Source organism: Bradyrhizobium sp. 482_C4_N1_8 (genome assembly GCF_052075965.1).
Classification (GTDB): Bacteria; Pseudomonadota; Alphaproteobacteria; order Rhizobiales; family Xanthobacteraceae; genus Bradyrhizobium; species Bradyrhizobium barranii.
In genome coordinates, this window is record NZ_CP197231.1 from 2,781,496 (window position 1) to 2,804,173 (window position 22,678).

Annotated in this window: 22 protein-coding genes and 2 pseudogenes; 16 read left to right on the top strand and 8 right to left on the bottom strand. The window is 60.0% G+C overall.

Annotated elements, in window-relative coordinates:
- Positions 1-7: 7 nt before the first annotated feature.
- Positions 8-193, bottom strand: coding sequence for a hypothetical protein (locus tag AB7Z56_RS12930; RefSeq protein ID WP_014493715.1), 186 nt, complete (start codon positions 191-193; stop codon positions 8-10).
- A 972-nt stretch (positions 194-1,165) separates the two neighbouring features.
- Here AB7Z56_RS12930 and AB7Z56_RS12935 point away from each other — a divergent pair.
- Together AB7Z56_RS12935 and AB7Z56_RS12940 are read left to right on the top strand one after the other, a co-directional pair.
- A complete protein-coding gene (locus AB7Z56_RS12935) occupies positions 1,166-1,480 on the top strand; it encodes a hypothetical protein (RefSeq protein ID WP_231142700.1) in 315 nt (104 codons plus the stop codon).
- Between the two features lie 673 nt (positions 1,481-2,153).
- Positions 2,154-2,402 carry a hypothetical protein gene (locus tag AB7Z56_RS12940; RefSeq protein WP_014493719.1) on the top strand — a complete coding sequence of 83 codons (249 nt, stop codon included), beginning with the start codon at positions 2,154-2,156 and terminating at the stop codon, positions 2,400-2,402.
- A gap of 38 nt (positions 2,403-2,440) precedes the next feature.
- Here AB7Z56_RS12940 and AB7Z56_RS12945 read toward each other — a convergent pair whose 3' ends face one another.
- The 3 genes from AB7Z56_RS12945 to AB7Z56_RS12955 form a co-directional block, all read right to left on the bottom strand.
- Entirely contained in the window at positions 2,441-2,638 is a 198-nt protein-coding gene (locus AB7Z56_RS12945) for a hypothetical protein (protein ID WP_028153017.1), read from the bottom strand.
- Entirely contained in the window at positions 2,635-2,835 is a 201-nt protein-coding gene (locus AB7Z56_RS12950) for a hypothetical protein (RefSeq protein ID WP_063982055.1), read from the bottom strand. Before AB7Z56_RS12950 ends, AB7Z56_RS12945 begins: the two co-directional genes overlap by 4 nt.
- A gap of 213 nt (positions 2,836-3,048) precedes the next feature.
- A complete protein-coding gene (locus AB7Z56_RS12955; RefSeq protein ID WP_354077023.1) occupies positions 3,049-3,735 on the bottom strand; it encodes an SOS response-associated peptidase in 687 nt (228 codons plus the stop codon).
- A gap of 389 nt (positions 3,736-4,124) precedes the next feature.
- Between AB7Z56_RS12955 and AB7Z56_RS12960 the strand changes: the two genes are divergently transcribed.
- The 4 genes from AB7Z56_RS12960 to AB7Z56_RS12975 all read left to right on the top strand — a co-directional run bounded on the left by AB7Z56_RS12960 (position 4,125) and on the right by AB7Z56_RS12975 (position 7,020).
- Positions 4,125-4,532, top strand: coding sequence for a hypothetical protein (locus AB7Z56_RS12960; RefSeq protein WP_085405751.1), 408 nt, complete (start codon positions 4,125-4,127; stop codon positions 4,530-4,532).
- 491 nt (positions 4,533-5,023) lie between these two features.
- A complete protein-coding gene (locus AB7Z56_RS12965; RefSeq protein WP_063982057.1) occupies positions 5,024-5,542 on the top strand; it encodes a Cache 3/Cache 2 fusion domain-containing protein in 519 nt (172 codons plus the stop codon).
- 328 nt (positions 5,543-5,870) lie between these two features.
- Entirely contained in the window at positions 5,871-6,224 is a 354-nt protein-coding gene (locus AB7Z56_RS12970; RefSeq protein WP_063982058.1) for a hypothetical protein, read from the top strand.
- Between the two features lie 556 nt (positions 6,225-6,780).
- Positions 6,781-7,020: a hypothetical protein gene (locus AB7Z56_RS12975; RefSeq protein WP_187387993.1), complete on the top strand. Its 240-nt coding sequence runs from the start codon at positions 6,781-6,783 to the stop codon at positions 7,018-7,020.
- Between the two features lie 5 nt (positions 7,021-7,025).
- Here the strand turns inward: AB7Z56_RS12975 and AB7Z56_RS12980 are convergent.
- Positions 7,026-7,139: pseudogene (locus AB7Z56_RS12980) on the bottom strand (hypothetical protein); the annotation flags it as partial.
- A 385-nt stretch (positions 7,140-7,524) separates the two neighbouring features.
- On the opposite strand from AB7Z56_RS12980, the gene AB7Z56_RS12985 reads away from it, so the two are divergent.
- The 9 genes from AB7Z56_RS12985 (at position 7,525) to AB7Z56_RS13025 (ending at position 18,805) form a co-directional block, all read left to right on the top strand.
- Positions 7,525-9,675, top strand: coding sequence for an acyltransferase family protein (locus tag AB7Z56_RS12985; protein ID WP_084795043.1), 2,151 nt, complete (start codon positions 7,525-7,527; stop codon positions 9,673-9,675).
- Between the two features lie 360 nt (positions 9,676-10,035).
- Positions 10,036-10,488, top strand: a complete 453-nt coding sequence (gene tnpA, locus AB7Z56_RS12990) for an IS66-like element accessory protein TnpA (protein ID WP_144030647.1) — start codon at positions 10,036-10,038, stop codon at positions 10,486-10,488.
- Positions 10,485-10,841 (top strand): IS66 family insertion sequence element accessory protein TnpB, encoded by a 357-nt coding sequence (gene tnpB / locus AB7Z56_RS12995; protein WP_007606730.1) that lies wholly within the window; start codon positions 10,485-10,487, stop codon positions 10,839-10,841. Before tnpA ends, tnpB begins: the two co-directional genes overlap by 4 nt.
- A gap of 69 nt (positions 10,842-10,910) precedes the next feature.
- Positions 10,911-12,440, top strand: coding sequence for an IS66 family transposase (tnpC, locus tag AB7Z56_RS13000; protein WP_283018506.1), 1,530 nt, complete (start codon positions 10,911-10,913; stop codon positions 12,438-12,440).
- Between the two features lie 109 nt (positions 12,441-12,549).
- On the top strand, positions 12,550-12,939 hold the full coding sequence (locus AB7Z56_RS13005) for a tyrosine-type recombinase/integrase (protein ID WP_063982062.1): 390 nt from the start codon (positions 12,550-12,552) through the stop codon (positions 12,937-12,939).
- A 355-nt stretch (positions 12,940-13,294) separates the two neighbouring features.
- Positions 13,295-15,157: an acyltransferase family protein gene (locus AB7Z56_RS13010; protein ID WP_441256268.1), complete on the top strand. Its 1,863-nt coding sequence runs from the start codon at positions 13,295-13,297 to the stop codon at positions 15,155-15,157.
- Between the two features lie 319 nt (positions 15,158-15,476).
- Complete coding sequence (locus tag AB7Z56_RS13015) at positions 15,477-15,668, top strand: hypothetical protein (RefSeq protein ID WP_063982064.1); 192 nt, start codon at positions 15,477-15,479, stop codon at positions 15,666-15,668.
- Between the two features lie 58 nt (positions 15,669-15,726).
- The gene (locus AB7Z56_RS13020) at positions 15,727-15,993 is read left to right on the top strand and encodes a hypothetical protein (protein WP_354102597.1); all 267 of its coding nucleotides are present in this window, start codon (positions 15,727-15,729) and stop codon (positions 15,991-15,993) included.
- A gap of 1,453 nt (positions 15,994-17,446) precedes the next feature.
- On the top strand, positions 17,447-18,805 hold the full coding sequence (locus AB7Z56_RS13025) for a hypothetical protein (RefSeq protein WP_354100732.1): 1,359 nt from the start codon (positions 17,447-17,449) through the stop codon (positions 18,803-18,805).
- A gap of 433 nt (positions 18,806-19,238) precedes the next feature.
- Here AB7Z56_RS13025 and AB7Z56_RS13030 read toward each other — a convergent pair whose 3' ends face one another.
- Positions 19,239-19,841, bottom strand: a complete 603-nt coding sequence (locus AB7Z56_RS13030) for a helix-turn-helix domain-containing transcriptional regulator (RefSeq protein ID WP_063982066.1) — start codon at positions 19,839-19,841, stop codon at positions 19,239-19,241.
- A 111-nt stretch (positions 19,842-19,952) separates the two neighbouring features.
- Between AB7Z56_RS13030 and AB7Z56_RS13035 the strand changes: the two genes are divergently transcribed.
- Entirely contained in the window at positions 19,953-20,735 is a 783-nt protein-coding gene (locus AB7Z56_RS13035; RefSeq protein ID WP_063982067.1) for an outer membrane protein, read from the top strand.
- 399 nt (positions 20,736-21,134) lie between these two features.
- Here the strand turns inward: AB7Z56_RS13035 and AB7Z56_RS13040 are convergent, their stop codons facing one another.
- Both AB7Z56_RS13040 and tnpC (AB7Z56_RS13045) read right to left on the bottom strand, forming a co-directional pair.
- Positions 21,135-21,284, bottom strand: coding sequence for a transposase domain-containing protein (locus tag AB7Z56_RS13040; protein ID WP_354142353.1), 150 nt, complete (start codon positions 21,282-21,284; stop codon positions 21,135-21,137).
- A pseudogene (gene tnpC / locus AB7Z56_RS13045) lies at positions 21,276-22,522 on the bottom strand (IS66 family transposase); the annotation flags it as partial. The pseudogene tnpC (AB7Z56_RS13045) and the gene AB7Z56_RS13040, both read right to left, overlap by 9 nt.
- Positions 22,523-22,678: the final 156 nt, after the last annotated feature.

The following is a 22,678-nucleotide window of genomic DNA, read 5'->3' on the forward strand; positions in this document are numbered from 1 at the left end:
CGTGCTGCTACTTGATGCTGACGAACATGCCCCAGGCGGCGGCCAGCGCGCCGCCGGTGAAGACGACCACCGGGTTGTCGCAGAACGTGCTGCCATAGCTGCACACGTTCGCACCGAACTGGCCGAGCTCGTGATGGCTCGCGGAGTAGAACAGTCCCGACAGCACCAGCAATGCGGCGGCGACGTAATACATCGACGGAATCTCCAGCCTGCCCATGCACCCTCGCAAGGGACATGTCCCAGCATGGCGCGAGGAGATTTCATTCCGCCGAATCCGCTTCACCGCATTTGGCTAAAGTTTGACCCGTTGGGCCAACGATGCCGGGACGCTGTTGGCCGGACCTTTGGGGGTGGAAGATCTCCCACATCGGGGGCTGTTCTAATTAGGACAGCCGATCTGGCAGATTAGGACACAAATGAAAACGCCGCCCGCTTGAAATGAAGCGCAGGCGGCGGCGTTCCAGCCCCGAGAGGGATCAGCAAAATCCCGGATATTGATCAGTCCAAATGGATGACGAGAAGGTTCAACGGCACAACGCGACCAAGCTCAAATGGATGCTTAGCGGCGCTGCGTCGAACTGGGCACTGAAATCCCCCGCCCCAATAGATACGGGTAGGAGACGAGATCGTTTCACACCCGCAGAGGCGGATTAGGACACCATGGGATAGGACTTCATGCTGCCGTTTCCGGACGATTACATGCCGCCAGAAACAGGAGAGGCCGCCAACTGAGGTGGCCTCACTTCGGCGGCTGTAGCCCGGGCGATCTCAGCCACTCGTTCATGTGCGACCCGGTCTCGGCTTGGCAGGCCTTACGGATTGCATGCTCCCGATCAAAACCTGGGGGGAGTAGTTGAGCCTGCGCACGAAGCCGCTTGGCTTCTTCGACAAGGCGTTCCTCAAGGGAGCGGGTTTGCGTCACTCTCCGGCGCTCCGGCATGTCGCGCTCCTTGAGCCATTTGATCGACTCTCGTAACGGCTCGTCCGGTTTCAGTTCCAAAATTGAAACTAGGCCACGTCGGAAACAGGCCAGCGGACACGGCTCGGCGACAGCCTATTCTTGTGCATGGCCTCTCCGGCAGCAATCAGTCATCCGAGTGAAGATCGTATTGACTCATTGTTCATGATTTGTTCTTATTGTCCGGTCGTCAGGTGGAGATGGGCCGTGGACAACCGCATCAATGAAATCCGCAACATTATCAGAGCGTTACGCATCAGCATGCGAGAGGCCGAGGCCATCATGCACGAGCAGATCAATCGCGACGAGGACTGCACCTTCGTGGCGGAAGAGATCATGAAGATGCGCGTCGTGATGAGCGGCCTGGTTCAGGAGCGGACACGGCTCGGCGACAGCGAGCCTATTCTCGTGCGCAGCCTCTTCGTTCCGCGCCGGCCGCCGGCAACGCCGCGGACTGGTCTTGCCAAGCGCCGCCTCGTACCGCACGGAGTTGAGCAGCAACGGGGCCACGCACGCCCGTGATCATGGATGGACAATCTCAGGCGGTTTCCGGCGCCGTGGGTCATGATCGCGGAAGAGGAGTGCTTCCGAGTCAAGGACGCGAACGGCTTCACGATCTGCTGCGTTCTTCATCGCGATGATCTGCACTCGTGGGGCTATCAGTATGCCCACCAATATCTATCGCGCGACGAGGCGCGACGGATCGCAACGGCAATCGCGCGATTGCCGGAGCTGTTGAAGCGTCCTCAGTATTGAGCTGTTCGCTTTGCCAGGTCCCCTTTGGAACTTCTTGCTCCAAACTGGAATTGGTCTTGTGGTCGGCCCACCGCCGATGGCCGGCCTGGAATGGCGGCTCCGGCGCCCCCCAGCCCCCCGTCCCGCGCCGGGGCCGTTTTCAGGAGTTAGGTGGGACAAAAACACCGGCGGCACCGCCGCCAGACGTTCAGCAGCCACCTGTAGATCGTTGTCTGAAGATCGATTTCGGTCTCGACGAAACACGCCTGAAACATTGCTGAAACCCGATTGTCCTGAACGCCGCGCCCGTTGGCCCCGACCAACGGAGCGAGAAGGAGACAAGTCATGATCCAGGTCGGTTCGAAGGAAGAAGTCGCGTTTCTGCTGGCACTGTTCGGCACGCACACCCAGCCGGTCAAGCGGCCGAAGCCGAAATCGCAGCAACGCTGAAGGCGGAGCCATGCCCGGTTTGGCCGATTGCCAGAGCCTCTTGCGTCTCTTGATCGCAAGGGGCGATCCGAGGGCCATTCCGCTCGCCAAAGGCGCCATCGATCAATATTTGAACACCGCGCCGGCCAGCCTCCGCGGGCGCGGCCTGCGCGTGCTCCAGCGCGACGCGCTCGACCAGCACGGTGCCGCGGTCGGGGTGCAGCGCTCCTTCGCGGAGACGGTGGACGCCTATATCGAGCGCAAGCTTGCGGAGGAGTGACACCTTCCAGTGCGGCGGTTCAGGCGCGTGGCTGCCGGTCAGGCTGCGATGGGCGGCGTGGCTTGCGCCAGCAACAGGCCGATCTTCCGGTCGAGCTGCCAGACCTCGACGTTGCCCCGGCGCGTGAACTGTTGTGCGACGCGAAGCGCGGATGCATCGGAGTCAGCCTCGAACGCTTCGGCGGAGCGAAACACGCCGTTCTCGCCGACCAGATAGGCGCGGTATTGCCGGCTCATGTCGGCGCCCTCAGGCCCGGCGAATGCAGCCAGGACTCGATCTGCATGGCCGTCTCGTCCTGTCGCGCCCGGCGCAGCAGGATCTCACGGCGCCGTCCCGGCGCAAGCGACTGGGCCTCCTCGCGAAGGCGAGCGGCCTCGTCAGCGAGCCGCTCCTTGAGAGTTTTGGACTGTTTGTAACGACGTCGCTTCAGCATGGCATTGCTCCCTCGTTCGAGTGGGGCGGGAGCGCAACTGGCGTTCTCATCACCGACCGATGCCAAGTGCCGCTGCGGTGATATTTCAACTCTACGCCTCGGGCCGAGGAGAGTCAGTATCATTTGTTAAGTGGATCGAAGAATCTCTCGGGCGTCATCGCAGCTCGGTTTGAGCAGTTTATTCCTATCGCGTGCAGGTAGTTCCTAAGTTCACTATTGAACGGAAGTGGCGTCGGCGATTGAAGGTCTATCCTCCTTGTCTGCGCCCCGCGCCACGATTTTAAGCGCTTGATCTGACAAAGGCCGTTGCAGCGCCTTAGCCTCGTCCCATGGCGCCCGCAGCCAAGCATCTCGTTCTTCGGCCGTCGTCAGGATCACCGGCATTGCCTTTGGATGAATGGGCTCGACAACGGCATTCGGCGCCGTCGTGAGAAAGCCATGGACCTGATGAGGTCCAGGCACGGGCTTTGACTTCGTACCGCGATCGCCCTTGAAAGTTGTCCAGATACCGGCGAACGCGAACAGCGGCCGCGTCTCGTCCATCGCAAACCACACGACGTCCTTCTTCTTTGTTTCCGGATTCGGCTCAGGGGCATACTCAGCAAAACTGTTGACGGGCACGAGACAGCGATGCTCCGGCTTGAGCCATGCGCGCCAGTGCGGCGACGAGGTGTTGCGGATGTTGGTGACGGGCGGGCCGGGCTTGCTCGGTGGTGGCGGCATGCCCCAACGCATCATCACAATCTCCCGTTCGCCCCCACCTGCGTCGCGAATGACCGGTGCCGGGTAATCCGGAAATACGCCCGGCATTGGTGGCAAGTTACCCTCGTAGCGACGGACCACGCGGAAGAGCCCGGCGATGGCGGCCTGATTGGTGGTGATCGAATACAGATTGCACATGGAGACGATTATTCCTTACCGCTCGCCAGGCCAAAGGTAGTTTCGAGTGAGGGGGGTCGCTAGTTGTAATGATGCTTGTATTCGCATCAATGGGCAAACAGACGTCAGGTTGGCCTGTGCATTAAGGGCCAATTCCGGACATTGCTTAGGGGCCACAGTGTCTTCGTGTGACGCCACCTGTTTCCCGGATGCGTCAAGTGACGTAGAATGCCACTGCCCCTTGAAGCGGGACGTGCCGAAATCACCGTCCGGGCAAACGAGCAGCACTTGTGCCGTCGGCAAGCACGCTCTCTTAGAAGCCGTTCTTTTTTCGGTTTCGTACCACCGTTCACCACGAACTTTGCGCGCTGCTTATGCGGCGGCTCGTTCGGTAACGTCGGGAGAAAGCGATGAGCAAGATCGATCGAAGGTCCGCACTGGGAATCGCGTTGGCTGCAGTTTCGGCTGCCATGGTCAAGCCAGCCGCCGCTCAAGCCACAAGCTACAAGGATACGACGCCTTGGCCAGGTGTCGTGGTGCGTGAATATGAAGGCGAAACACCATCCTTGATCCCAGGTTTTAAGACCGTCTCAATGCGCGATATCATTATGCAGCCGGGGTCAAAGACCATGGGGCCCCCGATGATGAATGCCATGATCTGCCATATCACCGAAGGGGAGCTTCGGCTTGAGCAGGAGGGAAAGACCTTTACGGGCAAGAAGAATTTTGTCTGGACCTGCAACAAGGAAACAAAAGAACAGGCGTTCAACGATGGGAATGTGGTCGCGATTATGCGGATCACCGACCTAAAGGCTTAACGCTCGTTTCTTCGCAAGAGATCGATTGTGGGTGCGGATGGTGCATGCGACAACGCGCCATCCGCGTGCAGGACCGCCTCGGTCAATCGCATCGATCAGCGACCGTGTCGCCTATGTCCGGTCTGCCCAACAGAGCGCATTTCTGTGATTGCTCGAGTGCCGCCGGGCTCGTCAGTTTCGGGTACCCCGACTACAAATCTAATGCAGGACCTTGAAGCAGAGTGAACCGTGTACCAACGCGCGGGCCGCGACCGCGCTTTGCGGCAAGGCAGAAGTGATGTAACTTCTCTTGCGAGCTGCCATGAGGACGTGCCGACAGTCCTGTATTCGCCAATTATCTTAGCGGCAGCGCTGATGCCGTCGGCGGGCAAATTCTTAGACCTGTAATCTCTGGTCTGTTCAATCGCAGTCAAAACCGAGGCGCGAATGTCGTGCACACCGCGTGATGTGCGCGTGAAGGAAAATGCCGTATTTCACATCAGGAGCTTACAATGGATCGGAAAACCTTTCTGGTCGGCATTATGGCCGCCGCATGCCTTGTTGCACTAACGCCGGGCACCGGGCACGCCCAAGCGGATCCGAGAGTAACGAAATCGATGGAAACCTTAAAAGCTATGACGGCGAAATTAGGAGCCCCCAAGCTCGAAGGAAGGGAAGCTGTTGGGGGTAAAGACGCACCCGCTCTGCATTTCGGCACGACTAAGATCAATAACAACTTTGACATCGTCGACGCGGTTGGAAGCGAGGACGGCAAAGGGATGACGGCCACGCTGTTTGCAAAAGACGGAGGCGAATACGTCCGAGTGTCCACAAGTGTGCCAAAACCCGATGGAAGCGGCCGAGCAGTTGGCACCGTCCTGGCCGGGCCAGCGCTTGAAGCGATCAAGGCGGGGAAGAGCTATTACGGCGAGGTGCCTATACTGGGTACGCCCTACATAACCGGATACGAACCGATCAAGGACAGTACGGGCGCCGAAATCGGCACCTATTACGTCGGCTACAAGAAGTAGTTGAGAGCCATGAGAAATCGTCTGGCAACACTGGACGCGCGGCCGTAGCTGTCGAGGTCCGAGTTGGGTCAAAACCGGCAATACTCTGGTTGGCAGAGAATTTCTGCTCAAATCCCAAAAACCGACGTCGCCGATTTGCCGGTTGGAATGACGGCGCCGGCGCGACCCGCACCCGGAGCCGCTTTGGCGTCTTTGACACGTCGGGCAACACACTGGCATAATACTATCATTGAGACGATTTCGTTCGTACCCGCGCCGGAGATTCATCCGCCGCGGGTTTTTTTATTCTCGAACCAGGACCGGACCTGATTGCAACGGGGTTTTTCAGATGACCGAATTGGTGAACAAGCGTTCTGAAGTGGCGTTGGTGAGGGAGGCGGCTCGCAGAACTTTGAAGCAGCGAACGATGACTGAGATCAAATCCTTTGCGCGGACGCACACGGTACACGCCGTGAATACTCTCGTGAAGATCATGCTCGACAAGAATGCTCCAGCGCATGCACGTGTCTCGGCCGCCAATGCCATTCTCGATCGCGGATGGGGCAAGCCGTTGCAGCCCATCGCGAATGAAGACGGTAAGCCCTTGAGTTCATTCATCGCATCGAGCGGGTCATTGTACATCCCGGCGACGGTCAAACGTTCGACGCCCATGTTGAGGAATCCGTGCTCCGCGAACCGCTAAGCGTTCTTGGAAGCATCGGCGCGACGGGCGATTTCGACGTCTCTCACGAAGAGCTTTGGCTGCGTTCGCAGGAGAATACATGAGCACTGACCGACAGAAGCCGCGCCAACCGCGGATTGAGCCAGATCCCCCAGCTCAAGGCATTGCGGAATTGACCGGTTGGCCGCGCTGGATGGCCGACGCGCTTACATACAGACCACAGAGCCCGGCTCTAGACGTCGGCTCGCCGGGTGAAACGGCTGCATTGGAGGGCAACGCGACCGGTTCGGTGGGCTTGGCGTCTCTCTAGTGCAAGTCTCAAAAGTCCCTGAAAACACTGACGATCACTACAATATGTTAGGGGGCGTACCCCCCAAAGGTCAAGTCGAGGCAAGCCGAATTGATGTGACCGTTGTGACAGTGCTGTGACCACAATTTGCCGACGCACGCGCGGCATGGGGGAAACTTGCAAGCGTCAACCTATCTGATGCCCCCGCAAAAATAATCCGTCATTTTTCGCAAGTTTAAGTTGGCGCACATCCCAGCGTGTACTTGTCGGACACAGGAGAGCTCGTGCATGAACCCGAATCTTACTCCTGTTACTTCATACGTGATCGACAACGTGCACCACGCGCACGACGAAGTATGCGAGAGGACGGACCTCGTCGAGCGCGAAGGCGAAACAGATCAGTTCCCAGTTGGTGCGCCTGAAGACATCGCGTTCGATCCACCCAGGATGAACGTGCGAAATGTTGAGGCAGCCCTATCGGTCATGAAAGTCGATCCGGCCAAGGTAAAATGCGTAGCGTCCCAATAAAGCCAATGGCCTGCGTGATACGTTGGGCACGTTTGGTCGCAGAGATAATCGACCGGTTTGAGCAAGTCGACCCTTCCGGGATACTTAGACTGAACGTGAAAGCGCCTGAGGCTGCTCATATGAAGGTGCTCACGCCATATGACCCTCGGGAAGGGATCAGTTTAGCTGCGGCAGCTAGAAGGGCAGGAAAATCTGAGACCACGATCCGGAATTGGTGTCCTCAACATGGACTTGGCCGGCGGGTCGGTGGTGGCGTTTGGGTCGTCAGTCAAGTTGCACTTGCCATGTTCCTAGACGGGGATGAGGCGGCGCTCGCGGCTTACCATGCGGGCGATCATTCGAACTTGCGAGTGGTGCGGTACGTTGATCGCTTCGGCGTCCCCCTGCCCAAACCCTCCAAATGTCCAGAATAGGTGATTTTCGACAGCGGAATAGAAACGCTTGGAAATAATTAGACACATATCGAAAAACATGCCACGACGCACCTAGGGTGGAACGAGCGGCATGATCCATACTGTGGTTGGAGTGCTTCGCAACGCTACTCAGTTGCGACAGCATTATTCCCGGATGCAAGGCGCCCGCAGACAAGCGGAGTTGCTCGACAGTTTTCCGCGAGACGCGCCAACAAAAACATTTGTCGAGTTTGGATCTTATCCAGGGCAGTTCAACCGCGCCGGACGCGCGCCGATCAACACAACTACGCTCGCCCAAAGCTATCGCCCCGATATCGACGGGTTGCGGGCGGTGGCTGTGCTTTTGGTGGTGATCTTCCATGCGTTCCCTAATGAAGCGTGGCTTCCTGGCGGCTTTGTTGGCGTTGACGTGTTTTTTGTCATCTCCGGATATCTCATCTCGAAAATCCTGTTCAGCGAAATCGAGCAGCACCGCTTCTCCTTGGCGGGCTTTTATGGGCGCCGCATCAGGCGCATCTTTCCTGCCCTCGCCGTATGCCTCACCGCCGTCTTGGTATATGGCTTCGTCGTATTGATGCCCTCGCAGCTTGCTCAACTCGGCAAGCAGGTATTTTTCGGGGCCAGCTTCCTGTCTAACATCGCGCTCTGGAGCGAGAGCGGGTACTTCGACGGTGCCGCTACTTCAAAGCCGCTACTGCATCTTTGGTCTTTGGGGATTGAAGAGCAGTTTTATATTCTCTGGCCACCGCTGCTTTGGGTTGCTTTCAAACTAAAGGCTACGATTGGGCGATTGACAGCTGGGTTGCTTGTGGCCTCCTTTGTGGTCAACTTGGCTCTCTCGCTCACTGACACATCGAGCGATTTCTACCTGCCGGTCTCCCGCTTCTGGGAACTACTGGCGGGTGCAGCACTGGCTTGGCGACCGGATATCAATCTCAAAGCAAGCCTCAGGCATGTAATTTCAATTACGGGCATTGCAGCCATTGCAATCTCTGCGGCTTCGTTCGCACCCGAGATGCGCTTTCCCGGATGGCTCGCTTTGCTACCTGTGGCGGGGTCGATCGCGGTCATCATGGCGGGACCAAATGCCATTGTTAACAAAACGATCCTTTCAAACCGCGCTGCGGTATCCATAGGCCTTATCAGCTATCCCCTATACCTTTGGCACTGGCCACTGATCGCCTTCTCCTATGTTATCCGAGGGAAGCCCCCAACCTCTCTTATGGCTTTCGGACTTGTGGTTGCGAGCTTGCTGCTAGCTTGGGCCACGTATCGTTTCATTGAGCAGCCCGTTCGTCTTAATTCAAATCGCTTTCGATACACTGCCATTGCGGCGGCATGCGTCGCCGTGCTTGGCGCTTCTGGCTTGATGGTATCGATCATAGGTGGTGTGCCTCAACGGTTTCAGGCCAGCCTTGATCTGGAGAAGATGAATGCTGCCACTCTCGATGAGACCTACGCGCCGACGAAGGGCATGAACGTTCTTGAATTTGATCGCCGCAGAAATTCCGTAGTGGCGCAGATCGGACAAGGCGACCGTAAAGTCGCGCTGGCAGGCAATAGCACAATGTTCCACTACGGCCCTCGTTTGCAGCAACTCGAAGACCAAGGGCAGTTGGCGGTCAGCGCTTATTTTGTGACAGGCCCAGCATGCCCGTTGGTGCCTGGCGTGACCGCACGCGATGAATTTGCAGACTGCGGCGTCGTCGTGAACAGATTGTCGGAACTGGTACGAAGAGAGAAAGTGCAAGCGGTCGTTATCAGTCCTCATTATTGGCCAAGGAAACATGCCTTCATCGAACGGGCTGGCACGTCTATCCCTCTGGAGGGAGGAGACGAAGGCAGGCGCGCTTTCTATGCCAATCTCGAAGATTTTGTTCGCGAATTGAAGCGAAACGCGACGGTTTACCTTGTGCTAGGCGCGCCGCAGTCCCCTACCGCTCTAAATCCCCAACGCATGGTCACTCGAAGTGTCACTGGGATTCGTGTCGATCCGAATGCCCAATCATCCGTGCGAATTACCGATTTGCGAGCGCCTTTTGCTCAGCATGACGCAGATCTACGCACCGTCGCGGAGCGCACGGGCGCGAAGTTGCTAGATGTCTTTCCTGACGTTTGCGGTAACGGTGAGATGTGTTCACCCTTTTTTGGAGCGCGCGAGCCGATATTTTCGGACGGCGTCCATTTGCGTCCTGTGTTTGTACGGGAGCATTTGCACTTCCTGGATTTTCTTTTGATGTAGTGCCTCTCTTTTTACCGCAATGTCCGAGTGTCGTCCCTTCTCGGAAGAAGGCAGATCCGAGACCGGCCCAGATGCGCGCCGGAAAGTTCGCGGCTTTCACCAAACTCGTAACACCAGCAGCGTTGGCATGGCCACGCATCATCCATCTCGCGTATTTACAACCTCATGCAGAGCGCATGAGGACAAGAAATGGACGACCCCACCAGGTTTGAACAATTGGTGAAATTTCGTGCGCCGACTGGTTTGTCGGAAGCGATTGACGGCGCGGCCAGACTGAAGTGGCGTAAGCGCTGTTTCGGTCCCACCTTCCATTGAAGGCGTCGAGCGAGGAATGATCGATCTCTGATTGGAGATCGGCTTGTGTCTAAGCTTGAACATATGCTTGAGCCCAGGACCTCGGTTCGTCTGGTCGAGGTCATCACGGAGAGCGGCCGACGCCGGCAGTTCTCGGCCGACGACAAGGCGCGGTTCGTCGAGGAGACGCTGGCCCCGGGAGCCGTGGTATCGGAGGTCGCGCGGCGGCACGGATTGTCGCCGCAACAGCTGTTTACGTGGCGCCGGCAAATGCGACAGCCGGTTGCGATCCCTGTGGCTCCCGAGCCGCAGACGTTCGTGCCCGCTGTCGTTACCCCATCGTCCACGCCGCCGGAGCGCTCACCGCGGCAGCGCCGACGCCTCCGGAAGGCGCTCGAGGGCGCCGAGAACAGCAGCATCATCGAGCTCGAGATCAACGGCGTCGCGGTCCGGGTCGGCCGCGGCGCGGATGCCGCGACGATTGCGGCCGTGATCCATGCGCTGAAGACCTGCACGTGATCGGTCCGACGGGCGCGGTGCGGGTGATGGTGGCGACCAGGCCGGTCGACTTCCGCAAGGGTGCCGAAGGGCTCGCGGCCCTGGTGCGTGAGAGCATCCAGGCCGATCCGTTCTCCGGCGCCGTGTATGTGTTCCGCGCCAAGCGCGCCGACCGGGTAAAGCTGATCTATTGGGACGGCACGGGTGTGTGCCTGTTCGCCAAGCGGCTTGAGACCGGTTCGTTCTGCTGGCCCAACGTGCAGGACGGCGTCATTCGCCTGACCGCGGCGCAGCTGTCAGCCTTGCTCGAAGGACTAGACTGGAAGCGCGTCCACGCCGCGCGCGAGACACCGTCGCCGATCCAAGCGAGTTGAACTGCGGCACAGTGAATCAGTATGCATGTCGCGCTCGCGGGATGCCGCGACGCATGGTGTAATCGCATCATGGCGACGACGGCCGACACGCTTCCGGACGATCCCGGCACGCTCAAGGCGATGCTGCTGGCCGAACGGGCGCGCGCCGCGCGGCTCGAGCAGATCATCAAGGAGTTGCAGCGTCATCGCTTCGGCCGCCGGGCCGAGACGCTGCCGGAGGACCAGTTGCTGCTCGGCCTGGAGGAGGTCGAGCAGGTCGAGGCGAGCAGTGATGCGGCGACCGATGCAGCCAATGCTGCCGAGCGATCGAGCCGAGCCGCACGGCGCCGCAGGAACAGAGGAGCGTTGCCGGCGCATCTGCCGCGGGTCGAGATGCTGGTCGACCTCGACGATCACGCCTGCCCGTGCTGTCAGCAGGCGCTGCACCGGATCGGCGAGGATGTGAGCGAACGACTGGATATCGTCCCGGCCCAGTTCCGGGTCCTAGTCGTAAGGCGGCCGAAGTATGCCTGCCGGGCCTGCGAGACCATGGTACAGGCACCGGCGCCAGCGCGGCTGATCGAGGGCGGGCTACCGACCGAAGCCACCGTGGCGCAGGTACTCGTCGCCAAATATGCCGACCATCTGCCGCTGTATCGGCAGGCTCAAATTTACGCCCGCCAGGGCCTCGAGCTGGATCGCTCGACCCTGGCCGATTGGGTCGGGCGGGCAGCCTTCCTGTTGCGGCCGGTGCATGAGCGACTGCTCGCGAGGCTGAAGCAGTCGCCAAAACTGTTTGCCGACGAGACCACCGCCCCGGTGCTCGATCCCGGACGCGGCCGCACCAAGACCGGCCAGCTCTGGGCCTATGCCCGCGACGACCGGCCCTGGGGCGGCACGGACCCGCCCGCCGTCGCCTATGTCTACGCTCCCGATCGCAAGGCCGAACGGCCGATCGTCCACCTCGCGGGTTTTGCCGGCATCCTCCAGGTCGACGGCTATGCCGGCTATCGGGTCCTGGCCGAGCGCGGTGACGTAGAACTGGCGTTCTGCTGGTCCCATGTGCGCCGGCGCTTCTACGAACTCGCCGCGGCCGGTCCCGCACCGATCGCCAGCGAGGCACTCGAACGTATCGCCGGGCTCTACGTCATCGAAGCCGAGATCCGCGGCCGCACCGCCGACGAGCGTCGCGCCGTCCGCCAAGAGAAGAGCCGGCCGATCGCCGACGAGTTCGAACCCTGGCTGCGCGCCAAGCTTGGTCTGATTAGCCAGAAGACCAAACTCGCGGAGGCCGTCCGATATGCGCTGTCGCGTTGGGACGGGCTGACGCGCTTCATTGCCGACGGCCGCGTCGAGATCGATTCCAACGTCGTCGAGCGCGCTATCCGCCCAATCGCGCTCAACCGCAAGAACGCCCTGTTCGCTGGCTCGGACGGCGGCGGCGAACACTGGGCCGTCATCGCCTCACTGATCGAAACCTGCAAGCTCATCGGCGTCGAACCCCACGCCTATCTCGCCGACGTCATCACCCGCATCGTCAACGACCACCCGAACAGCCAGATCGACGAACTGCTACCCTGGGCCTATCTCGCTACCCAAGAACGCTGGCGCGTGGCCTGAGAACATCGCTTACGAAGTGGCAGTCGAAATCCGAATACATTCGGCAGTCGGTAATCGTAAGACTGAAGGCGGACGGCATCGATCCGCGGCAGTTCGCTGGGGTGGCCTAATGGTGGCCCAAGGCGTAACCATAGCCATTGCTCGAGGATCTTCCACAAGCTGTCCGGTTGTCGCTCTGCGGGAATGGCTCGACGCGGCTGGCATTGAAGCCGGGCCAGTGTTCCGACCGGTCAACAAAGCCGGCACGGTGAGCGTGGGTAGGCTCACTGATCGATCGGTCGCCAACATCGTGAAGGTCTACGCTGGCGCCGCCGGCTTGGACGAAAAGCAATTCTCCGGGCACTCGCTGCGCCGCGGCTTCCTCACCTCGTCTGCTGCTGCGGGAAAGTCCATCTTCCGAATTCGAGACGTGAGCCGGCATAAGTCAATCGAGACGATGAGCGGCTACGTCCAAGAGGCGGAACTTTTTAAGGATCATGCTGGCGCCGGCCTGCTGTAGAGGTGTTCATGATTGTCGCGGTCTTATTGGCAACTAGCGTTGCTCAGATGCCTCCTGCCCCGCGGTTTAATCCGGAAATTTGCGCCAACGTCCAACGGACCGGACCAGGCTACATTGTCATGAAGGAAACGTGGGTGCTGCCCCGCCTGAAGTTGACTGCTGGTCAGCGCAGGCCGAGAGGACATGAACGTCGCGGGCCGCCTGCTGACCAATTTGATAGAAAAGACCTGCGCAGCACCTGCCAGTTAGTCGATTTCCGCCCCCGGAATAGTCCCGCTCGCGCAATGGTTGCCCTTGTGTGCTCGTTACGCTTTATTGCCCAATGTTTCTGGGGGCGCTGGCCGGGCGCTGGGACATGGGCAATCAAGCTATTTATAGACCGCACATTGACGGGCTCCGCGCCATCGCGGTTTCGCTGGTCGTCTTGTTCCACGCCTATCCGTCCACCTTCCCAGGCGGGTTCATTGGCGTTGACATCTTTTTCGTCATCTCCGGCTACTTGATCACGGGCATTGTTGCTCGGGACGTTGGCGCGGGCCGCTTCGATCTGGCTGGCTTCTACGCAAGGCGAGCTCGCCGAATATTCCCGGCGCTTCTGGTTGTGCTGGCCGCCGCATTGGCCCTCGGCTACAGGTTGATGCTTCCAGACGCCTATCGGCAACTTGGCATCGACACGGCGGCGAGCGCGGCGTTCTCTGCCAATATCGCGCTCATGATGCAGTCCGGCTACTTCGACGTGGAATCGGCGAAGAAGCCACTTCTGCATTTATGGTCGCTCGGCATCGAAGAGCAGTTTTATCTTTTCTGGCCATTGGTTTTAATTGTATTTGCCCGCAAAGGCCTAAGCCTGTTCCGGGCGTCGCTGTTCCTCGGCTTGGCTTCATTCGCGCTAAATTTGGCGCTGATCGGCAATCACCCCATTGCGGCTTTCTATCTGCCGGTCACCCGAGCCTTTGAGCTTTTCGCGGGCGCAGCGCTTGCTTTGGGCTGTCGCGAGGCCTCGGAAGGGCGATGGCAGGACATTCGAGCACTGGCAGGCGCACTGTTGATCGGCTGCACGGTGGTTCTATTCGATAGCGCCACTCCATTTCCTGGCTGGCGGGCTGCGCTGCCCGTTATCGGAACGCTGCTTGTGCTTTCGTCTCCCGGCGCGTGGGGGTGCCGAGTCATTCTTGCCAGCCGACCGATGGTGTGGGGTGGTTTGATCAGTTATCCGCATTACCTCTGGCACTGGCCGCTGCTTGTCTACTTCGCGATGATCAAAACCGCCTCACTGACCGAAATCGAGCGTGGCCTAGTCATCAGCCTCAGCTTGCTGCTGGCATGGGTGACCTATCGGTTCATTGAATTTCCAATCCGGTTCGGCCGCAGCCAACCACTCAAGACCTGCGGCCTAGTCGCGGGGATGATGGCAATCGCGGCCGCCGGCATAATTGTGGTTCGATCGGATGGCTTTGACGGGCGGTTGCCTCCGCAGGTCCGAGCGATAGCTTCCATCCGCACGGATGGCTCTGGCTGGCGAGTCGGCGAATGCCTTCTCGATCTGAGTCAAAAAACAGATTACGCCGAAACGTGCGTCGATCACGGCAAGCGCCCGATGGTTTTCCTATGGGGCGATTCGACGGCCGGTGCGCTTCTGCCTGGACTGCGCCGAGCCCAAGAAACGCGCGAATTTGGCATTGCGCAATTCACTGCCAGCTCTTGCATGCCCGATCTGGACGGCCCTGCGAATTGCCGTGAAAACAATGCACGAGTGCTCGAAATCGCGGTGAAGATGGACCCGGAGGTTGTGCTGCTGCATGCCTACTGGGGTCTAAACTTGGATGGCGTGGCCGGCATTGTCGCGGCCCTGAAACAGCGCACTCACGCCCGTATAGTGGTCCTCGGTCCCGTGCCGGTGTGGCGGCGCGGCCTACCGCAGGAGGTCATTTTGCATTACTTGCAACATCAGGAATTGATCCCCGAAAGATCCAATATAGGAGTTTCCCTGAATTGGCAGGATGCCCCCATGCGGGCGAAGCTGGAACAGCTTGGAGCTGAGTTCATCTCGGCACGGGATGCACTCTGCGACCATCGGGGGTGTTTGACGAGAATTGGACCAACGGCGGCCGATCTCACCTCAAGCGATACAGTTCACCTCACTGACCGCGCATCTATTCTTCTAATGGCGACGGTGATCGATAAGGTGCTTTGGGGTCCACGAGCGCTAGCCTATTGACCTATAGCTTGGGCTCGACCGCTTCAGCCCTGCGAAATCCGGCGGCTGGCTCCTTGTCCGACTCCCTCGTAATCTTGGGCCATGACCAAGGCAGAGAACAGAGCGGCGGCGAGGGATGGGCCTATCGGTGGCATGGGCTATCGCCACTTAAAAACGGCCCCGGCATGGCTTTTGAGGTGTGAAGGCCGGGGCCGTTGGAGTTACCTTGGCGGTAATGGGGTCGCCACGGTGATCACGAGCATAGGAAAAACCGGCAATCAGTTCTGTCCACTTGTGCCCAAAGCGGTATAGTTCCTCATCGGGAACGGAACCGATCGCAATGAAGGACATGCAGGCTCAGTTAGAAAAGCTCCGCACGGATGCTGCCGAGTGCGCCTTGATCCGCGATCTTGCTACTGAACCCAAGAAGCGAGAACTGTTCACAAGGCTGGCCGAGCATCTGACAGTTCTGGCCGACGAGGTTGAACACGCCATTGCTGTTGCGGGACCTGAGCTGAAGCGGAAGGAATGACCGAACGAGGCTGGGTCGGCGTTTCGAGGATCCGGTCAAGATTGGCGAACGCACTCTGGTGACGCTCCTCGACGCCGGCGAGTACATCGCCGCGCTACCGAAGAAGGAGCACGCCGCACCGGAGTGGCAAGCGGCGATGGAAGCCTTGATCCTGGTGGCGGAAGGTGGCGGCCCGACGATGTTCGCTCGGATCGGCATCATGCGGGCATTGAACCGGCACCACGTCCCGAGCTTAACCCGAAGGGAAAGGAGCCCCATTGGGGCCGGCGCAAGCTCAAGAGGGATCAGTAGAGAGGCCGCCGACCGACGCGGCCTTACTTTTTGAATAGCAGAATGAACACTACGACGACTGGTATGGCCCCGGCCGCGCAGATGAAAAACCGAAAACCCCATTCCTCACGCATCACCCAACATAGCTGGGACTCTTTTCCTTGGCATGTGCAGCATTGTGCCAATTCGGCGCGAGACAGTGTCGAAAACCGGCAAGTAGGCCAACTGAGGCGGCCTTAATGTCGGCGCCACCGCAGACCAGAGGCCCCGGCCTCAATAGCTCGGCGATCTAGGTAGTTTGCCGCCAAGACGCAGACCACCACCATCAAATTCGAAACGAACGCCCAAAAGATCATTCTCTCCGCCTCCCGTTAGTGTCAGCCCCCCGCCGACGTGACGCCGGCGGGGATTCTTGCAGTGAATCGTTTTGGCTTATTCCGGATCAAACGAGAGTCAGCTCAACGGCTTAGACCGCGATTCCACTGACGAAGAGCCCGCCAGCGTGAGCCGGCGGGCCCTCTATACACATGCGGGCCCGCGGTAATTGCATCACCGTCTCCGCCGATCAATCTTACTGTGGCTAATGAAGAACAAAGCGGCCAGCACGCCAATTGCGGCGGGTATAACAAGGCTGAGACAGTCCATGACGCACCGCCTTTCAGCAAAGGAATCGTCAACCACCGAGAGCAAGCAAAACCGGCCAGAGGCTTGCAAGGAGCCAGAGCATCAGACCAAAACAGGCCCCAATGCCCATCAACGTAATGACGGCCTGAGGATTTCTGAAGATCATCGCGTGCCAACTTAACACCGATCGGAAATCTCCGTACAGAGCCGAATGGGTAGAAAGCTGTGAGAACAAGCCTGCTTCAGTTAGCGGCCCGCCAGTGTCAGCTGACGGGCCCGCATTGTTGTCGATAACTAACGAATCTAGACCGGCTGGTTCACGACCAGAGGCTCTCCGAGACAATCTCGACGCGCGTCATAGTACCGTCGAGATACGCAGGCGCATCGAGCGGCCGCGGTGAACGAATGTCGCCATAGGCTTTCATTGGATTCTCTCTCTTATACTTTGCGACAATCTCCCGTCCCAGCGCGTTAAAGGGGTGATTTTTGAGCGACCCGCTGAGGTCGTGCCTGGCAGCGATATCCCGCTTTACATACCCGAAGACGGTGACTTCGAGTGGCTGTCCAGCTTCGCACCACGTAACCTCCAACAGGACACTCGCAACGATATTGTTGCCGACCTGTGGGTCGAGCTTCGGTGAGATGCGTGATGTCGTGAAGTGAGCCGATCGAAGTCGCGCGTACAAGAGACGCAGCGGCCTCCTGCAAGTCGAGCAAGGCTTGCCGCTGAACCTCTATTTTGCGGGCTAATCTCTGCTCTCGCGCGACAGCTTGCCGATACGACCAGAGGGTGCTCGCTTCCGACGCAGGATCTAAACTCCCGTGTTCAATTGAAGGACTTGCAGTTCGCGCGCCGGTTGAGTAGCGTCCGGCGGGGCTGAGAAATGCATAGTCACACGCGCTTTTTGTGCGTGGGCATCCTTGCGATGCTCGCGTCGTATTTTTTGCTTTGGCCGGTCTGGCGGGCTCAATTCCCGATCGAGATTTGGTTCACCGAGTCGTGGAACGCGTTCCATCAGGATATCGCGGCCGCTGGGCTGCCTCTCTATCCAGGCAGCGATCAGCTCGTCGTTAACAACTACCCTCCGCTTTCCTTCTTAGTCATCGGCGAGCTCGGCAAGCTGTTCGGTGACAATCTCTATGTCGGACGGGTGCTCTCGTTCGTTGGGCTGCTAGCGCTGGCCGTGGAGATCACGCTGGCCGTAAGGATCTTGGCCGGGTCGTTCTCTGCCGGCGTCGTCGGCGGGATGTGGTTCGTCGCTCTGATGGCGCACAATGCCGCCCTCTATGTTGGAGCGAACGACCCGCAGATTGCGGGGCAGGCGATCATGGGCGCTGCCCTGGTGTGGTTCCTCGCCCGAGAAAAGGCTGGCCGATCAGCGCTTCCGCCGCTGTTGCTGATGGTTCTGGCAGGCTTCTGGAAACACAACATCATCGCGATCCCGGCGGCGGCCGTTCTGTGGCTATGCCTGCGCGACTGGCGCTCTGCTGCACGGCCCGTGCTGATCAGTGGCGGGGCGGCAGCGGCGGGGCTCGCCCTCTGCGGCGCTGTCTTCGGACCTCAGTTCTTCGCCAATCTGCTCACTGCTCGCGCCTATTCGGTGGGGCATCTGGTGAGCCAGTTGGGGCATCTGCAATGGCTGGCACTCGCGGCGATCCTGTGGGGGTCGTGGGCGTGGTTCGACCGGGCCAGCTACGCCGCGCGCTTTACGGCGCTGCATTCCGCTGTTGCGCTGGCCTCCTGCCTCACGCAATGGCTCGGCGATGGCGTCTTCGGGAATGCTGAGTTCGACCTTACGATCGCGCTCGCGATCGGTCTCGGCGCGACCTTGGCGCGGATCGCCGCTTCGCCAATAGCCGCGGCGATCGGCCTGAACCGATCGCGAGTGATGGTGGTTGTCGCGTTGGCGCTGCGGTTGGTCTTGTCCGGTCGACAGGAAAGCGCCCAAGTACTGCTTGATCCGCAATTCCGCGCCCGCTACGCGACCGCCGCCGCCGCCATGACCGCGGCGGCGGTGAGCGTCTCGAAGATCCCCGGGGCGGTCTACTGCATGAAGAACAACCTCATCTGCCGGGCAGCCGGCAAAAGCTTCGTGGTCGACGACTTCAAGACGGATCAGCTTTTGGCGACGGGGAAGGCAACCGAAGCCGATCTCTCGGCCATGTTCCAGAACCGCGGAATTACGGTGGTCGAAGGCGCGTCGCTGACTTACGCAGCAGCGCCTCTCTGGCAAACTCCTTAGCCTTCGCCATGGCTTGTTCGCTCGTGAGCTGCTCGGGCCGCAGCCGCGAAACTTCTGGGTTACGCAATGACGAATCAGCGAGCGGGCTCAACGTCCCGGGGAGCTAGCGCAGGGCAGGGATTCCGAAATGCACGGGCTGACGCTTTCCACCCATTCGGAAAGTACCACCTATTTGGAAAGAGGGGGGAGCGAAGTCGATCTCAAGGGCTTCGCTTTCGAGGCTGGCGAGGTGTCGAAGGGTTATACAAGCCGCCCAGTCTGGCTCGACATTGCTAAGCTCGCGGATCATTACCGTGAGGTACTCGCCCGCCGCCGCACTGGTCGCAGGACGCGGTCCTGCACATCATGCGAGGCCAGCGGGTTTTCTGGCTTGAAAGAGTTTCCCGTACGAGGCCGCATATAGGTGCCGGGACGGGGCTCAACTTGAGAAACTCTAAGGCCGCTCGACCAGGGTCTTTCGCGGTCGACCAAGCTTCGGACGGGGTGGCCTGGCCTTGGGCTCAGTCGACGGCACGACCTCCAGCCTGACCCGGAAAGTCTCAAAGAGACTTAGGACCCGGCTTAGCTGCGGATCGACGGTTCCTCCGAACGTCTTGTAAACCGTCGTCCGCATAATGCCGAGTTCGCGCGCGAGCGAGGTGACGTTCTGCGATTTGACGACGGTGCTCAGCTCCCGGATGGTGTCAGTCGGATCGTCGAAAGCGAAGGCTTGACTGAGCCGTGTAGCGATCGCGCTCGGGCTGGCGATCCCGGACGCAGGCGTAACCCGGGCCTTTACGTTCAGCGCTTCGAGCAGCCTAAGAACCCGGCTGAGCTGCGGGTCGATTCGACCGCCAAACGTCCTATAGAGGGTGTCGCGTCGAAGGCCCGCGTCCCGTGCCAGGATCTGTACGTTATGAGCTCGCGTGACGAGGCTGAGCGCCGTCTTAGCCTTCAGTATCTCGTTTTCTTCAAAGTTATCAGATAGATAGATGGCGATAGCCGCTGGATTGTCGCGGACTAAATTGGCTATGTCTTCTTCGTTGCCAGCCAGCATTTCCAGAGCGTTTGTCCGTCACTGTGGCCTTCCAGCTACAGCATTATCGGCCAATACGTCTAGATTACCTCACAGACATCGACGACGCTTCCACTTGGGGTAATTTCGACAATGAAAAAGACTTTGCTCGCTCTCGCCGCGGTTGTGGCGATGACCGGTTCGGCCTCGGCCGCTGACCTGGCTGCCCGCCCTTACGTGAACGCTCCGATGCCGGCGCCGGTCGCCAACTGGACCGGCTTCTACATTTTTGGCGGTGGCGGTGGCGGCCTCTCGAATGCTGACCAGAGCGTTGTGGATACGGTTTCCGGTACGCCGCTGACGATCACCCAGCGTCAGGGCGGCTCGGGCTGGTTCGGCACCGTGGGCGCCGGTTACGACTGGCAGTTCAGCGGCACCTGGGTCGCTGGCGTGTTCGCTGACGGTCAGTTCGGCAGCATCCGCGCCACCATCCAGGATCCGCTCAATCAGATCACGGGCTCCCAGAAGCTCGAGACGTCGTGGGCCGCTGGTGTGCGCCTCGGCTGGCTGGCCGCCCCGAACGTTCTTACCTACGTCAACGGCGGTTACTCGGGCGCCCACTTCGGCCAGACCAACTTCACGGACCTCGCCGGCGTTCCCGTCGGTGCCCACCTCAACAGCTACAACCGCAACGGTTGGTTCATCGGTGGCGGCGTCGAGAACAGCCTGAACTTCTTCGGCATCAGCTCGCCCGGCTGGTTCATGAAGACCGAATATCGTTCGGCCTTCTACAACGCCAAGACCCAGGACGAGCTGTTCGACGCTGGCAATGTTCCGGTCGGCAACAGCATCCGCGCCAACAGCTGGAATCAGACGATCTCGACCTCGCTGGTCTACCGCTTCAACTGGACCGGTCCGGTTGTCGCGAAGTACTGATCTGAACTCAACTTCAGACGTCAAAGCCCCGGCATCGCCGGGGCTTTTTCGTTTGTCCTGAACGCTCGTGCAACACGAAGTGCGATGGGATCCAGGCAAACGCCTAGCGCTGGAATATGCAAAATGACCTGCACGATCACATTGAATGCCGAATTACGCTCGCCCGGACCTCCGCGGCGGGCTTTGTCGTTTCGGCCGGTAATGACGTCGGGGTGCTTTCGGCCTCGGCTACGTTGCCGGCGGCTGTGGCTAAGCGTTCTTGGAAGCTTCGGCGCGACGGGCGATTTCGACGAAGAGCTTTGGCTGCGTTCGCAGCAGAATACATGAGCACCAACTGGTAGAAGCCGCATCAACCACGGGTTCCAAAAACTTGATGTAGATCAAGCGTAAGCGTCGTTATCAGGCCACGGCTTTGAGGAACTGAGTGCGGTAGGCCCAAGGCAATAGCTGGTCGATGTCGCGGTTCGGATGACCACTGACGATCCTGGTCAGGACGTCGGTGAGATAGGCAAGCGGATCGACGTCGTTGAGCTTGCAGGTCTCGACCAGGGACGCGACGACCGCCCAGTGTTCGGCACCACCGTCGGATCCGGCAAACAGCGCGTTCTTGCGACTGAGCTTGATGCCGCGGATCGATCGTTCGACCGTATTGTTGTCGAGCTCGATGCGACCGTCATCGATGAAGCGCGTCAGCCCCTGCCAGCGCGAGAGAGCGTAGCGGATGGCGGCGGCGAGCTTGATCTTCTGGCTGATGAGAGCCAGCTTGGCGCGTAGCCAAGCCTCGAATGCATCGGCCAGCGGTCGGCTTTTCTGCTGACGCACGAGACGGCGCTCCTCCGGGCTGCGGCCGCGGATCTCCTTCTCGATCGCGTAGAATGCGGCAATGTGCTTCAGCGCCTCGCTTGCGATCGGCGCGGGGCCCGCCGTCGCGAGTTCGTAGAAGTTGCGCCGCATGTGCACCCAGCAGAAGACGAGCTCGACCTCGCCGCGCTCGGCAAGCTTTGGATAGGCGGTGTAGCCATCGACCTGCAGGACGCCCTTGTAGCCGGCAAGATGGCTGAACAACCGCTCGGCCTTGCGGTCGGGTGCATAGACATAGGCGATGCCGGCGGATCGAGGCCGCCCCAGGGCCTGTCGTCGGCGGCATAGGCCCAGAGCTGGCCGGTCTTGGTGCGCCCTCGACCGGGATCGAGCACCGGCACCGTCGTCTCGTCGGCGAACAGCTTGGACCTCGCTCGAAGCATCGTGAGAAGGCGCTCATGCAGCGAGCGCAGGTGGAAGGCGGCATGCTCAACCCAGTCCGCCAGCGTCGATCGATCGAGAGCGATGCCCTGGCGGGCATAGATCTGGGCCTGCCGGTAGAGCGGCAGATGATCGGCATATTTGGACACCAGAACCTGGGCGACCGTGGCCTCGGTCGGCAGGCCGCCCTCGATCAGCCGGGCCGGAGCCTCGGCCTGCACGACACCATCCTCGCAGGCACGACAGGCGTATTTGGGACGCCGGGTAACGACAACGCGGAACGGCGCCGGCACCATGTCCAGCCGCTCGCTCTTGTCTTCACCGATCCAATGCAGTTCGCCCTGGCAGCAGGGGCAGGTCTTGTCGTCGATGTCGACGACGACCTCGATCCGCGGCAGATGCGCCGGCAGTGCCCCGCGGTTGACGCGGCGCTTGCGCGCCCGTTCCGCCCGACCTTCCGGGGCGGTCTCGTCCTGACCGGCCTCGGCAGAGGCCGCGACCTGCTCGACGTCCTCGAGGCCCAGCAGCATCTGTTCCTCAGGAAGCGACTCCGCCCTCCGGCCAAAGCGATGACGCTGCAATTCCTTGATGATCTGGCGCAGCCGCTCGCTCTCGTGCCGCTCGGCAAGCAGCATCGCCTTCAGCGTCTCGGGATCATCAGGAAGGTTATCGCTCACGGGCAAATCAGAGCATATTCGCGC